Origin of the sequence: Mycobacterium sp. NPDC050551 (assembly GCF_040674075.1) — a bacterium.
Classification (GTDB): Bacteria; Actinomycetota; Actinomycetes; order Mycobacteriales; family Mycobacteriaceae; genus Mycobacterium.
On the sequence record NZ_JBFARC010000001.1, the window covers coordinates 681,389 to 694,936 of the forward strand.

At 71.6% G+C, this 13,548-nt stretch carries 13 protein-coding genes; 6 read left to right on the forward strand and 7 right to left on the reverse strand.

All coding sequences use genetic code 11. From position 1 onward, the window contains the following. Positions 1–131: 131 nt before the first annotated feature. A complete protein-coding gene (locus AB0K11_RS03240; RefSeq protein ID WP_364972097.1) occupies positions 132–614 on the forward strand; it encodes a gamma-glutamylcyclotransferase in 483 nt (160 codons plus the stop codon). On the opposite strand, the gene AB0K11_RS03245 is transcribed toward AB0K11_RS03240, so the two are convergent. Genes AB0K11_RS03245 through AB0K11_RS03255 form a run of 3 tightly spaced genes read right to left on the reverse strand, consistent with a single transcriptional unit; the run spans position 611 to position 3,956 of the window. Continuing rightward, entirely contained in the window at positions 611–1,549 is a 939-nt protein-coding gene (locus tag AB0K11_RS03245; protein WP_364972100.1) for a hypothetical protein, read from the reverse strand. The genes AB0K11_RS03240 and AB0K11_RS03245 overlap by 4 nt on opposite strands. 59 nt (positions 1,550–1,608) lie before the next feature. After that, the gene (locus AB0K11_RS03250) at positions 1,609–2,778 is read right to left on the reverse strand and encodes an amidohydrolase (protein ID WP_364972103.1); all 1,170 of its coding nucleotides are present in this window, start codon (positions 2,776–2,778) and stop codon (positions 1,609–1,611) included. After that, entirely contained in the window at positions 2,775–3,956 is a 1,182-nt protein-coding gene (locus AB0K11_RS03255) for a M20 family metallopeptidase (RefSeq protein WP_364972105.1), read from the reverse strand. The genes AB0K11_RS03250 and AB0K11_RS03255 overlap by 4 nt, the downstream gene beginning before the upstream one ends. 79 nt (positions 3,957–4,035) lie before the next feature. On the opposite strand from AB0K11_RS03255, the gene AB0K11_RS03260 reads away from it, so the two are divergent. Beyond that, a complete protein-coding gene (locus AB0K11_RS03260) occupies positions 4,036–4,830 on the forward strand; it encodes a purine-nucleoside phosphorylase (RefSeq protein ID WP_364972108.1) in 795 nt (264 codons plus the stop codon). Here the strand turns inward: AB0K11_RS03260 and AB0K11_RS03265 are convergent. Then, the gene (locus tag AB0K11_RS03265) at positions 4,776–5,903 is read right to left on the reverse strand and encodes an AbrB family transcriptional regulator (RefSeq protein WP_364972111.1); all 1,128 of its coding nucleotides are present in this window, start codon (positions 5,901–5,903) and stop codon (positions 4,776–4,778) included. The two genes, AB0K11_RS03260 and AB0K11_RS03265, sit on opposite strands and share 55 nt — an antisense overlap. Before the next feature lie 113 nt (positions 5,904–6,016). On the opposite strand from AB0K11_RS03265, the gene AB0K11_RS03270 reads away from it, so the two are divergent. Together AB0K11_RS03270 and AB0K11_RS03275 are read left to right on the forward strand one after the other, a co-directional pair. Beyond that, a complete protein-coding gene (locus AB0K11_RS03270; protein ID WP_364972113.1) occupies positions 6,017–6,478 on the forward strand; it encodes a MarR family transcriptional regulator in 462 nt (153 codons plus the stop codon). Continuing rightward, positions 6,475–8,118, forward strand: a complete 1,644-nt coding sequence (locus AB0K11_RS03275; RefSeq protein ID WP_364972115.1) for a phospho-sugar mutase — start codon at positions 6,475–6,477, stop codon at positions 8,116–8,118. Before AB0K11_RS03270 ends, AB0K11_RS03275 begins: the two co-directional genes overlap by 4 nt. Positions 8,119–8,122: 4 nt before the next feature. On the opposite strand, the gene upp is transcribed toward AB0K11_RS03275, so the two are convergent. Next, entirely contained in the window at positions 8,123–8,746 is a 624-nt protein-coding gene (gene upp, locus AB0K11_RS03280; RefSeq protein WP_264016313.1) for a uracil phosphoribosyltransferase, read from the reverse strand. A gap of 52 nt (positions 8,747–8,798) precedes the next feature. Here upp and AB0K11_RS03285 point away from each other — a divergent pair, with 52 nt between their 5' ends. Both AB0K11_RS03285 and AB0K11_RS03290 read left to right on the forward strand, forming a co-directional pair. Then, on the forward strand, positions 8,799–9,125 hold the full coding sequence (locus AB0K11_RS03285) for a hypothetical protein (protein WP_364972118.1): 327 nt from the start codon (positions 8,799–8,801) through the stop codon (positions 9,123–9,125). 2 nt (positions 9,126–9,127) lie between these two features. Further along, a complete protein-coding gene (locus AB0K11_RS03290; RefSeq protein WP_364972120.1) occupies positions 9,128–10,213 on the forward strand; it encodes a C40 family peptidase in 1,086 nt (361 codons plus the stop codon). A 38-nt stretch (positions 10,214–10,251) separates the two neighbouring features. Here AB0K11_RS03290 and AB0K11_RS03295 read toward each other — a convergent pair whose 3' ends face one another. Beyond that, on the reverse strand, positions 10,252–11,832 hold the full coding sequence (locus AB0K11_RS03295; protein ID WP_364972122.1) for a GTPase: 1,581 nt from the start codon (positions 11,830–11,832) through the stop codon (positions 10,252–10,254). Then, a complete protein-coding gene (locus AB0K11_RS03300) occupies positions 11,829–13,496 on the reverse strand; it encodes a GTPase domain-containing protein (protein ID WP_364972124.1) in 1,668 nt (555 codons plus the stop codon). Before AB0K11_RS03300 ends, AB0K11_RS03295 begins: the two co-directional genes overlap by 4 nt. Between the last annotated feature and the right edge of the window lie 52 nt (positions 13,497–13,548).

Sequence of the window (13,548 nt, forward strand, 5' to 3'; positions counted from 1 at the left end):
CGCTCCAACCTATCGTCCGCCGCCGCCCGCGGCCGGGTGGATCGCATCCACACCGCAACCCGCGCTGCCCGCGGTTGTGAGATTCGCCGCCGGTCCTGTTCGCGGACGGGATCGGATTATGCTCTCCTACCGTGCCGCTCTACGCCGCTTACGGCTCCAATATGCATCCCGAGCAGATGATGGAGCGCGCACCGCATTCCCCGATGGCGGGCACGGGCTGGCTGCACGGCTGGCGATTGACCTTCGGCGGGGCGGACATCGGCTGGGAGGGCGCCCTGGCGACCGTCGTCGAGGATCCGCTGTCGAAGGTGTTCGTCGTCCTCTACGACATGACCAAGGAGGACGAGGACACCCTCGACCGCTGGGAGGGCTCCGAGCTCGGCATCCACAAGAAGATCCGCTGCCGGGTGCACCGGCTGTCCTCGGACACCGACACCGATCCGGTGCTGGCCTGGCTGTATGTCGTGGACGCGTGGGAGGGCGGCCTGCCGTCCGCGCGCTATCTGGGGGTGATGGCCGACGCCGCGGAGATCGCGGGCGCCCCGGCCGAATACGTCCACGACCTGCGGACCCGGCCGTCGAGCAACATCGGCCCCGGGTCCAGCTCGAGCTAGGCCGTCAGCAGCTCGACGCGGTCGGCCCGCAGCCGGTCCAGCCGGGCGGTCGCCTCGTCGATGCGCGCGGCCACCCTCTGCTGGATGCGGTGCACCCCGGTGATCGCCTCGGTCACCTTCTCCTGCGCCTCGATGATGCGGTCACGGACCGCCAGATCGGTGAAGAAGTTGTCGAACCAGACGTCGAAGACCCTGGTCAACTCGTCGAGTTCGACGAGCCGGACGCCGGCCATGTGCACGTCGGACAGTTCGGCGGTGAACGCGCGCAATGCGGAGTCGGCCGCCCGCAGCAGCGCCGCCACCTCGTCGAGCCGGTCGTTCTTGACCATGCTGGCGATCATGCCGCCGTCGAACCAGGTGTCGTAGGCCGACCAGGACCGTGCGCTGTCGAGCGTCTCGGACGCCGCGCGCAAATGCTCCAGCGCGGCCTCACCGGTGTCGAGCGCCTGTCCGAGCTCGCCGAGTTCGGCCGCCGCGCCGCCCTGCTGCCGGGCGATCTCCACCAGCCTGGCCGCCTGCGGGTCGTTGTGCTGGCGCATCCAACGCTCCTTGTCGGCCAACGCGCGGCCGAACCGCGCCTGCACGTCGCCGAGGCGGGCGCGGCGCCGCTCGAGGTGGTCGACCACCGTCCGGTCGGCGTCGGCGCGGGCCTGCCGGGTGCGGTACTCGTAGTCGGCGGCCTGGTGTTCGGCTGCCTCGCGGGCGAGGTCGTCGTCGTGAGATCCCTTGAGATACGCGAGGATCGACGTGAGCGACATCTTCTCCAAGCGGGTGACGTCGGCTTGCTCGTCGGCCAACCGGGCGCGCGCCTGCGCCGCCGCGGACGCCGACGCGTCGGCCTGCTGCTGCGCGGACTCCAGCTTGCGGCCCAGCGACCGGTGTTCGGCGAGCGCGGCCGCCGCAGAGGCCAGTTCGTCGTCGTGCGAAGACGTCATGGTGGCAGCCTAAGGCCGCTCAGGAGGGGCGCTTCGCACCAATTCCCCTGCCGCGCTCCTCAGATCAGGCCGGCCTGCTCGATGATGTTGACCAGCACCCGCACGCCGACGCCCAGCGCCCGCTCGTCGAGGTCGAAGTTCGGCTGGTGTAGATCGAGCTGCGGGCCGCGGCCGCTCCACACACCGAGGCGGGCCATCGCGCCCGGCACTTCCTCCAGATACCAGGAGAAGTCCTCCCCGCCACCGGACTGGCGGGTGTCGGCCAACGCGTCCGGCCCGGTGGCTTCGATGGCGTGGGTCAGGATGCGGGTGGCGACCACGTCGTTCACCACCGGCGGCACGCCCCGCCGGTACTGCACCGTGTGTTCCAGGTTCAGCGGCGCCAGTAGTGAGGTGACCGCTTCGGTCACAATGGATTCCAGCGTCAGCCAGGTCTCCCGGCTCGCGGTGCGGATGGTGCCGGCCAGTACGCCGTTCTGCGGTATCGCGTTCGCGGCCACCCCGGCGTTCACCGCACCCCACACCATCACCGTGCTGTTGCGCGGATCGATGCGCCGCGACAGCACCCCGGGCACCCCGGTGATCAGCGTGCCCAGTCCGTAGACCAGGTCACCGGTCAGGTGCGGGCGCGAGGTGTGCCCGCCGTGCGACTGCAGGGTGATCTCGATCTGGTCGGCGGCCGACGTGATGGGCCCCGGCCGAACCGCGACCTTCCCGACGGCCAGCCGCGGGTCGCAGTGCAGGGCGAAGATCCGCGACACCCCGTTCAGCGCCCCGGCGGCGATCGCATCGATGGCGCCCCCGGGCATCAATTCCTCGGCGGCCTGGAAGATCAGCCGCACGCCGACCGGCAGATCCGGCACCGACGCCAGCGCGAGCGCCGCGCCCAGCAGCACCGCGGTGTGGGCGTCGTGGCCGCAGGCGTGCGCGACGTTCGGCACCAGCGAGGTGTACGGCGCGCCGGTGCGTTCGGCCATCGGCAGCGCATCCATGTCGGCGCGCAGCGCGATCCGCGGGCCGACCTCAGGGCCGAAGTCGCACGTCAGCCCGGTGCCGCCGGGGAGCAGCTTTGGCTTGAGGCCCGCGTCGGCCAGCGCGGTGGCGACGAACTGGGTGGTCGCGAACTCCTGGCGGCCCAGTTCGGGGTGGGCGTGGATGTGCCGTCGCCAGGCCACCAGGTCGCCGTAGTGGGTGGCCAGCCAACGGTCGGCGGCGTCCTGCAGCGTCATCGCACCCGCCTCGCCTGGCGGTCGAGCACGCGGTCCCGCTGCTCGGGTGACTCGGCCAGCGCGACCACCGTGCGGGCCAGCATGGTGGCGCCCTCGACGACCGCGGTGTCGGCACTGGGTCCCGCGGCGGCCGCGGTGAACGCGGGCTGGTGGATCGAGGCGCCGCCGGCGTCGATGCCGATGACCGGATGGATGCCCGGCAGCACCTGGGTGACGTTGCCCATGTCGGTGCTGCCCAGCGGCACGGACGCCTCCAGCTCCTGTGCCAGCGGTTCGCGGCCCAGTCGGCGCATCTCCGCGCGGAAGGTCTCGGCCAGCCAGCGGTCAGGGGTGAGCTCGGCGTACGGGGGCGCGGTCTCGGCGACCTCGTGGCGACAGCCGGTGGCAACGGCACCGGCGGCGAAGCAGCCGGCCATCCGGCCCTCCAATTCTTCTAGCGACGGGGAGTCGACGGCGCGCATGGTGTAGCGGAGTTCGGCGTGCGCGGGGATGACGTTGGTCGCCTGGCCGCCGTCGGTGACGATGCCGTGCACCATCTGACCGGGCGAGAGCTGTTGGCGCAGAAGGCCGATCGCCACCTGTGCGACGGTGACCGCGTCGGCGGCGTTGATGCCGAGATGCGGCGCGACAGCCGCATGGGACTCGCGGCCGGTGTAGGTGACCGACACCTCCGAAAGCGCGAGCGATCGTGCCGCGGCGATGTCGACCGGTCCGGGGTGCAGCATCACGGCCGTCGCGACGTCGTCGAACGCACCGGCGGCCAGCAGCAGCGCCTTTCCGCCGCCGGCCTCCTCGGCCGGTGTGCCGATCAGCGCCACCGTGAGCCCCAGTTCGTCGGCGACCTCGGCCAGCGCGAGCGCCGTACCGACCGCCGATGCGGCGATGATGTTGTGTCCGCAGGCGTGGCCGATGCCGGGCAACGCGTCGTACTCCGCGCAGATTCCCACCACCAGCGGACCGCTGCCGAAGTCGGCGCGAAACGCCGTGTCGAGACCGCCGAGGGGCGTCGTGACCTCGAAGCCGCGCTCGGCGACCAGGGCCGCCGTCTTGGCGCAGCTGCGATGCTCGGCGAAGGCGAGCTCGGGCTCGGCATGGATGGCGTGTGACAGCTCGACCAGGTCGCCGCGGCGGCGTTGCACGACGTCCTCGACGCGTGACGACGCGGTGGCGGTGGGCATTTCCGCAGTATCTCACTTGAGCTTTGCCCGCGCCGCGGGCGTCGTCGCGGCGCGGGAACGGCAGCTAAGCTCGCCTACCGTGACTTCACCGGACGCGGCCGCAGCCGCCGCGGCGGCCGCGATCACCGAACGCACCGGTGTCGACGCCCACGACGTCGCGGTGGTGCTCGGGTCGGGCTGGGCGCCCGCGGCCGATGCGCTGGGCGACCCGGTGGCGACGGTGCCGATGGCCGAACTGCCCGGATTCACCCCGCCGAGCGCGCAAGGCCATCGCGGTCAGGTGCTCTCGATGCAGATCGGCGGCCGGCGGGTGCTGGTCCTGGTCGGGCGGATCCACGCCTACGAGGGACACGACCTGCGCCACGTCGTGCACCCGGTGCGGACCGCATGCGCGGCGGGCGCCGCGACGGTGGTGCTGACCAACGCCGCGGGCGGTCTCCGGCCCGAGTACACCGTGGGGCAGCCCGTGCTGATCAACGACCATCTCAATCTGACCGCCAGGTCGCCACTGGTCGGCGCACAGTTCGTCGACCTGGTGGACGCGTATTCGCCGCGGTTGCGTGCGGTCGCCCGCGAGATCGAGCCGTCGCTGACCGAGGGCGTGTACGCCGGGTTGCCCGGGCCGCACTACGAGACGCCCGCCGAGATCCGGATGCTGCGCACCCTCGGCGCCGACCTGGTCGGCATGTCGACCGTGCACGAGACGATCGCGGCGAGAGGGTGCGGCGCCGAGGTGCTGGCCGTCTCGCTGGTGACGAACCTGGCTGCCGGCATGACCGGGGCACCGCTGAGCCACGAGGAGGTGCTCGCCGCAGGGCGTCACTCCGCCACGCGGATGGGTTCCCTGCTCGCGGGAGTCATCTCGCGGCTCTGATCGTCGCCGCTGTCCCGGCGGCCGAGTCGCCGACCGAGGCGCACCATCGCGCGGGCGAGCAGCGGCGCCGCGAACAGCATCAGCAGCACCCGCAGCACCTGGGCGGCGATGATGAACGTGACGTTGGAGCCGGTCTCGACGGCGGTGGCGAGCACCGCGTAGACGCCGCCCGGGCTGGTGGCGAGGTAGCCCTCGAGCGGGGTCAGCGACGTGAAGTGCGCCAGCAGGACGCCGAGACCGGCGGTGCCGACGCCGAGGGCGACGATGAGGCCGACGGCCGTGGGCAGGATCCGGGCGATCGCGCGCAGCGACTCGGTGGTGAAGGCCAGGCCCGCCTGCCAGCCGATCATCATGTAGGCGACCTGGACGAGCACCATGGGCACCGACAGCCCGAACGACAGCCCGGAGAGCTGCAACGCCACGGTCAGTCCCAGCGGGCCGAGCAGTCCGGCGCCCGGTACGTGCAGGAGCCTGCCGCCGACGGCGCCGACCACGACGAGCGCGGCCATCATGGCGAGACTGAGATACCAGGGCGCGGTGTCCGCGGGCACGATCGAGGCCGGATGGGACCGGTCGGCCTGGTAGACGAGGGTCACGACCACGGGCATCGAGGCGGTGACCATGGCGACGCGCAGGTACTGCACCACCGACACCACCCGGTCGTCGCCGCCGAGTTCACGCGCGATGGCGACGAGTCCGGAGGCACCGCCTGCGACCAGTGCCAGGCTGCCGGTCAGGGGGCTGACGTCGCGGTGCAGTCCGAGCACCGCTCCGGCGATGAGGCTGAGCACCAGGGTGGCCACCACGACCGCGAGCACGATCGGCCAGTCCGCGCCCAGCGTGGCGGCCGCGTCGTGCTGGACCATGGTCCCGATGTAGACGCCGAGGATGCCCTGTGCGGCGACACCGGCCCGGCGCGGGATGCGGGCGGGAGCCAGCGAGGCCAGTGCGAGCGCGATACCGACGACGAGGGCGGCGAAGAGCGCGGCGGAGGGCACGTTGATGAGCGTCAGCGGCACGGTCACGCCGACTGTCGCCGCCACCAGGAGCAGCCACTTCAGCGCCCGCCGCATCGCACCTCCTCGTTTCACGCACTGTTCGACATCAAGTATGTCCTTGGTAATACATGATCGCAACACTGCTGAATCTCACTAGACTCAGCAAAGAACCAAGGTATAACTTGGCTATGGCCAGAATCGACGCCTCCGACACCGCCGCCACCGAACTGCGCGAGGCGGTCATGGGGGTGGCCCGGCAGCTGCGCCGGCACCGCCCGGATCACGGGCTCACCCTCAGCCAGATGGAAGTGCTCGGCGAGGTCAGCCGGTCCGGGGTGACCACCCCTGCCGAACTCGGAGCCCGGATGCAGGTCAGGGCGCAATCGCTCACCGACGGCATCAACGAACTCGTCGGCCGTGCGCTGATCGCTCGCAGGCCTGACGAGCGGGACCGGCGGCGCCAGTTGATCGAGCTCACCCCGGCGGGGACGGCGCTGCTCGAGGCCGACCGCGCCGAGCGCGACGCGTGGTTGCAGGCGACCATGCGCGACGTCCTGTCGGATCTGGAATTCGACCTGCTCATGCTCGTCGCACCAGTGCTCAGGAAGCTGGCTTACACCGACGGTAAATTGGGCACACTTGGCCCATGACTCAGTCGGTGACCTCGACGACCGTGCAGGAGTGGATCGCGCACGACCCCGACCCCGAGACCGCGGCGGAGTTGTCGGCGTGTAGCGAAGAGGAACTCGACGAACGCTTCCGGCGGTCGTTGACCTTCGGCACGGCGGGTCTGCGAGGCCCACTGCGCGGCGGGCCGAACGGCATGAACCTCGCCGTCGTGCTGCGCACCACCTGGGGTGTGGCGCAGGTCCTCGAGCGGCGCGGCCTGGGCGGCACCCAGGTGGTCGTCGGCCGCGATGCGCGCCACAAGTCCGACGAGTTCGCCCTCGCCGCGGCTGAGGTGCTCACCGCCCGGGGGTTCGAGGTGATGCTGATGCTGGCCGCGGTGCCCACCCCGATCGTGGCGTTCATGGTGCGGCACATGCACGCCACCGCCGGCATCCAGATCACCGCGTCGCACAACCCGCCGGGCGACAACGGCTACAAGGTGTACTTCGAGCACGGTCTGCAGATCAACTCGCCCATCGACGAGGAGATCGAGTCCGCGATCGCCGAGGCGCCGCCCGCAGACGAGATCCCGCGGGCCAAGGTCGAAACCGGTGGGATGGAGGAGATCCGGCATTACATCGCCCGCGCGGCGAACGTCCGCCACACCACCGACGATGTGCGGGTGGCTCTGACGCCGCTGCACGGGGTGGGCGGCGACTACGCGCTCGACGCACTGGTGCGGGCCGGGATCACCGACATCCACGTGGTGGAGAACCAGTTCCAGCCCGATCCCGACTTCCCGACGGTGGAGTCACCCAACCCCGAGGCGCCCGGGGCCACCGACGCCCTGCTGGAACTCGCGGCGGACAAGGACGCCGACATCGCCATCGCGCTGGACCCCGATGCCGACCGCTGCGCCGTCGGCGTCCCGACATCCGATGGCTGGCGCATGCTGTCCGGCGACGAAACCGGTTGGCTCCTCGGCGATTACATCCTCACGCAGATCGATCCCGGGCCGGTGTCGGAGGACGTGCTGGTGGCGAGTTCGGTGGTGTCGTCGCGGATGCTGGCCCGGATCGCCGAGGCGCACGGCGTTCAACACCTGGAGACGCTGACCGGGTTCAAGTGGCTGGCGCGCGCCGACGATCAGATACCGGGGTCGACCCTGGTCTACGCCTACGAGGAGGCGATCGGACACTGCGTCGACCCGTCGGCGGTGCGCGACAAGGACGGCATCAGTGCGATGGTCCTCGCGTGCGACCTGGTCGCCGCGCTCAAGGCGCAGGGCCGCACCGTGCAGGATGCGCTGGACGCGCTCGCGCGCCGGCACGGGGTGCACACCACCGCCGCGGTGTCGCGGCCGGTGGCCGACACCGACGAAGCCGCCGACGTGCTGACCCGGCTGCGCGACACCCCGCCGGACCGGTTGTGCGGCCACGAGGTGACCGTCACCGACCTGCTGCAGGCGGACGGCCACCAGCGCACCGATGCGCTGGTCTTCACCGGCGGCGACGCCGAGACCTCCGTTCGGGTGGTCGTCCGGCCGTCGGGCACCGAGCCGAAGGTGAAGTCCTACATCGAGGTTCGGGTGTCGTGCCACGACGACGAAGACCTGGAGGCCGCCCGCGGCCGGGCCAGGGAGCTGCAGGACGAATTGAGCGCCGTCGCCGGACGGTGGTGAGGCCTCAGCGCGGCCCGAACTGGCGGTCGCCGGCGTCCCCGAGTCCCGGCACGATGTAGGCCACGTTGTTCAGTCCCTCGTCGACGGCGGCGGTGTACAGCCGCAGGTCAGGTGCCACCCGCTCGAGCGCGGTCAGCCCCTCGGGCGCGGCCACCACGCAGATGGCGGTGATGTCGACGGCGTCGCGGGCCTGAAGCAGGCCGAGGGTGTGCGCCATCGAGCCGCCGGTCGCCAGCATCGGATCGAGCACGAAAACCGGCCACCGGCTCAGGTCGTCGGGCAGCGACTCGAGGTAGGGCGCAGGCTCGTGGGTGTCCTCGTTACGCGCGACCCCGACGAACCCCACCCGTGCCTCGGGGATCAGCGCGTGCGCCTGGTCGACCATCCCGAGCCCGGCGCGCAGCACCGGAACCAGCAGCGGTGGATTCGCCAGCCGGTGACCGGTGGTGTCGGCGAGAGGGGTGCGCACCGCGATCGCCTCGGTCTCCGCGTCGCGGGTCGCCTCGTACACCAGCATCAGGGTCAGGTCGCGCAGCGCGGCACGGAACCCGGCGTTGTCGGTGCGCTCGTCACGCATCGTGGTGAGCCGCGCCGCGGCCAGAGGGTGGTCGACGACTCGGACGTCCATCACCGAACCCTATCGGCGATCGCGGCGCCGGGACCGGTGGAACCGGCGGACGGTGCCGGCCGTCGTAATCCGCATGCACGCCGACACCCTGCTCGCCGACACCGGGGCGATCCGCGCCTTCGGTCGCGCCGCCGACGTCCAGGCCGCCGAATTGCTCGCGGCGGCCGCCACCCTCGCGGCCGCCCCGGCGCCGACGGGACTCGGACCGGTCGCGGCGCGGTTCCTGACCGCCCTCGCCGAGGCGATGTCCGCCGGATCGCGTGAGATCGCCGCGCTCGGCGAGCGGGTGTCGGCCGGCGCCGCGGCGGCCGACGTGTCGGCGATGAATTACGACGCCGGCGCGCAGCGCGGCGCCGATCGACTGGTCAGGGCGGTCTGACCATGCCGAGCGCGCTGGTCGCGGCGCTGTCGGCGCCGATTCGCGACGTGCGATCGATGGTCGGGCCGGGCTGGTCGGGCGGCGAGCCCACGGCGGTGCTGGACGGCGTGCGCAATGCGCTGACGGGCGTGTCGGCGTCCGTGGGCGAGGCCGCACACGACGTCGCCGGAGTGTGGCGGGGCGCCGGAGCCGACGGGGCGACAGCCTTCACGGCGTCGGTCGTCGCAGCCACCGATGCGCTCGCCGCCCACGCCGAACGCATCGGCCATGCCGCGCGTGATGCGGATGCGGCGGTCGCTGACGCGCGCGCACGGCTGGATGACATCGTGGCCGGGTTCGAGGCCCGGGCCGCCGCACTCGAACCGCATCTCGACGATCCGGGCGTCGCCGAGGAGTTGGTGGCCGAGGCGAGGCGGTCGTTGCGGGAGGCGATCGCGGTGGTGGAGGACCTCCGCGCGCAGCTCGACGCGCGGGCCGCCGACGTGACGGCGCCGTCGGGCGCGCCCGCGCCGACCAGTCCGGCGGGGTTCTCGGCGCCGTCGGTTCCGGGCATGGGTTCGGGATCGGGTGGCGGACCGGGTGCGGGTGGCGGCTTGTCGGAGCTGGGGTCCGGGGCTGGGGCGGGTGTGGCGGCGCTGGCGTCGGCGCGCCGCCCGTCCGCCGCGCCGACGCCGGACGCGCGAACCTTCGGCGACGGGGCGGCGGTGCGGTTGCCCGACGGCAGTACCGCGACGGCGCCCAACAAGGTGGCCGCGGACGCGGTGCGCCACGCGCTGACCCAACTCGGCGTCCCCTATGACTGGGGCGGTACGACGCCGGGGGTCGGCCTGGACTGCAGCGGCCTCACTCAGTGGGCGTACGGCCAGGCGGGGTTGGACATCCCACGGTTGGCCCAGGAGCAGGACATCGGCGTCGCCGTCGACGCCGGGTCACTTCTGCCCGGCGACCTGGCGGTCTGGGACGGACACGTGGCGATGGTGGTCGGTGACGGCACGATGATCGAGGCGGGTGACCCGGTGCAACTGTCGGCGATTCGAACCACCAACGCGGGTCAGGGTTTTCAGGGCTTCTGGCGACCGACGGCGTGAGCGTCTTCGTCATGCCATGGCGTCGGCGAATGACGCCGTCAACGGATGAGCCGGTGCACCGCCGCGGACAGCTCGCCGTACAGAGACAACTCTGCCCGCAGCGGAGAGAGGACGAACTCCTCGCCCACCGCCTCGACCCGCCGGCCCAATTCGGCGGTCGCACGCCGCCTGCGACGGGCCGCCCCGACGGCCACGAAAGGTCTGATCAGTACTCGGAGTACCAATCCCAACGCGAGTCCACCGACGAGCAGCACCGTCGGCCATGCGAACGGCCCGAGTGAGGGCGCGTCGAGACCGATCTGCAGGTACGCCAGCACTGCGAGCAGCCCGAGCCACACGCCGCCCGCGACTGCAGCAGCGAGTAGCGCCCACTGGACGGCCCCGACCAGACGCCACCACCGCGGTGGCCGATTCGTCCCGAGGTCCGCACCGCCGACCGCCCGGTCCAGTGCATCGGGCACCGCCCCGGCTCGTGACTTCGCCGCTTCGAGCAGCATCCGCGGCCATGGCGCCGGTAGCCCGCTCGACGCGGTGTCGGCAAGCGAGCGGACCGCGCTGTCCACCCCCGCCCGCGATGCCGCAGAAGCCGAGGGCAACGAAGTCCGGCGAAGGACTTCGTCCCCCACGCTGGACTGACCTATTCCCAGTCGGCGCAACGGATCTGGTCGCAGGTGGTGTATCCACCGCAGCGGCGGCCAGCCAACCGCCGCGAGACCCCGCCGCTCATAGGCTCGGCCGACGGCACCGACTACGGCGGGAACCCCTGCGGCCCCGGCGAGGGTGCTCTGCAGCCGTCGCTCCGCGTCGCGCAGGGCCGGCACCGATCGGGGCGGCGGCACCAGCGGCGCGAGCCGTGCTGCCGTCGTGTCCAGATCCGCGCTCACCCGCGCCGTTCGCGCCTTGTGGTTCGCCACGGTCGCGACGAGGAATTCTCGCAACGGCGCAGCCCCATCCGGTGTCACCGCTGACGTCGCGAGCACCCGCACGCCGCCCAGCCCATCCTCGGCCAGCAGGCGGTCGAGGTCTCGCACACAAGCAGCCACGTCGGGAGCGGCCAGCCGGTCCGACTGGTTGAGGGCTACCACCATCACGTCACGGTGCGCGGACAACGGGCGCAGGTAATCGTCGTGCAGAACCGCGTCGGCGTACTTCTGCGGGTCCAATACCCAGATGAAAGCGTCGACGAGGCGGACCAGCCGATCCACTTCGGCCCGATGTGACACTTCGGTGGAGTCATGGTCGGGCAGGTCGAGCAGCACCAACCCGGAGAGCTCCGGAGCAGCTGACGCGTCGCCGTGCTGCCGGGACTGGATCTCCAGCCAGTCCAGTAGTTCCGTGGCGCCGTCGGGGCCGAAGACAACAGCTTGGGTGGCGGAAGTGGTCGGCCGCCGAACACCGACCTCGGCAAGCGAGGCCCCGGCGACGACGTTGAACAACGAGGACTTTCCGCTCCCGGTCGCTCCGGCCAGCGCGATGACGGTGTACTCACCCGACAACCGCAGCCGGCTGCCCGCCCGCTGGTCCAGGTCGCGCAGATCCCTCAGGACGTCGTCGGGCAGCCGGCCGGTCCCGAGGGCTACCACCGACGACAGCGCCGCCAACCGATCGACGAGCGTCACCGCAGCACCGTCGCGACGCGATCGGCGGCCGCTCGCAGTTCGTCACCCGACACCAGTTCCGACTCGGCGCCCAGCACGTCGCCATATCGGGCGGCGTCCTGGTGCAGGAGACCGTCGACTCGAGCCAGTAGTTCGTCACGGGCCTGTCGGGCCAGTCCGCGGACGGCCTGCTCACCGAAGATCGCCTCGAGCACCTTCTGGCTGGCCACTGTGGTGCCTCCGGCTACCGCGATCTCGGCGCCGGTCAGTCCGGCCGTCTGACTGAAGACCGCGAGCATGACGACCAGACCGGCGCCGTTCACGCCGTACGACGCCAATCGCGCCCCCGACCGCTTCGACGCGCCTTCGGTACGGACCAGTTCGAGCACGTATTCCTGCCAGTCGCGGACCAGCCGTTCGACGGCCTCACCAAGCCCGGAGGCCGGCCGGGCCAGCTCGTCGGTCAGTAGTGGCGCACCGGCCTGGTGCCGCGCCCAGCAGCCGTAGGACAACTCAGCAGCCTCCTCGACTGCGGCCCGAATCACGGTCGCAATGCCGGTCTCCAACGCCTCACCGAGCTCCTCGATCGGAGTGGACCGCCCGGTGACCGCCGCCACCACCCGGTCGCGGACCCGCCCCACCCGCGACTCCAATTTGCGTAGGAACTCGCCCGTGCCGACCACGTCCTGCCAGCGAGCCAGCACCTCACCGCGCAGCAGCGCGCCGTCGCGAACCGCCTCGTCCACCCTCGCGAGCGCGCTGCTGTATGCCGACGACACGCACGACTCCAGCTGCGTGCGCACCGCGAACTGTCCGTCGGCCGCATCGGCCAGCGCGTACGTCCGTGGCGGCAGGCTGCGCAGCGCACCGTCGAGCGTGTAGCGCACCACCGCCGCCCGCTGCTCCGAGTCGGCCGTCAAACTGGCCAGCCACGAGCCGATGGGTGCGGTCGCCTTCTCACGCAACCGCCCGGCGCGTAAGCCCTGCTCGGCGATCACGAACAGCGGCGCCTCGCGCAAACCGTTTGCAGCCAGCATGTCCGACAGGTGCGCGGCCACATCCCTGATCGCCTCCTGCGGGCAACGATTGAGCACTATGGCGATTGCGGTGCCACGGTCGCGGGCAGTGTGAAGCATCTGCCACGGCACCGCGTCGGCGTAGCGGGCGGCGGTCGTCAGGAAGATCCACAGATCGGCGGCAGCCAGCAGTGTGGCCGCGAGCTCGCGGTTGGTGCTCACGACGCTGTCGATGTCCGGGGCGTCGAGCAGTGCGAGGCCGGGGCCGATTCCCGGGTGCGGCGCGAGGCGCAGGCCGTCCGGCCCGGACGAGCGCGGCAAGTGCGGCAGGATCCGGTCATCGGTGAACCAGACCAGGTCTGACGGATGACACACGATCACCGGGCCTCGGGTGGTTGGCCGCAGCACACCGGCCTGGCTCACGTCGTCGCCGACCAGCGAGTTGATCAGCGTCGACTTCCCGGCGCCCGTGGACCCGCCGACCACCGCCAAAAGCGGGGCGTCGATGGTGCGCAGCCGGGGGATCAGGTAGTCGGCCAGCTGCCCGGTCAGCTCCCGGCGGTCAGTTTCCGCCGGCCATGCCGACGGCGCCGGCAGCGGAAACGTCGTCCGCCCCAGCACTGCGCCCAGAGCAGCCACCGCGTCGATGAGGTCGACGGCTCCCGTCATCGCTTCAGCCTGCCCTAGATACGTCGCGAAGGCGGGTCGGTTCGCGCCGAAA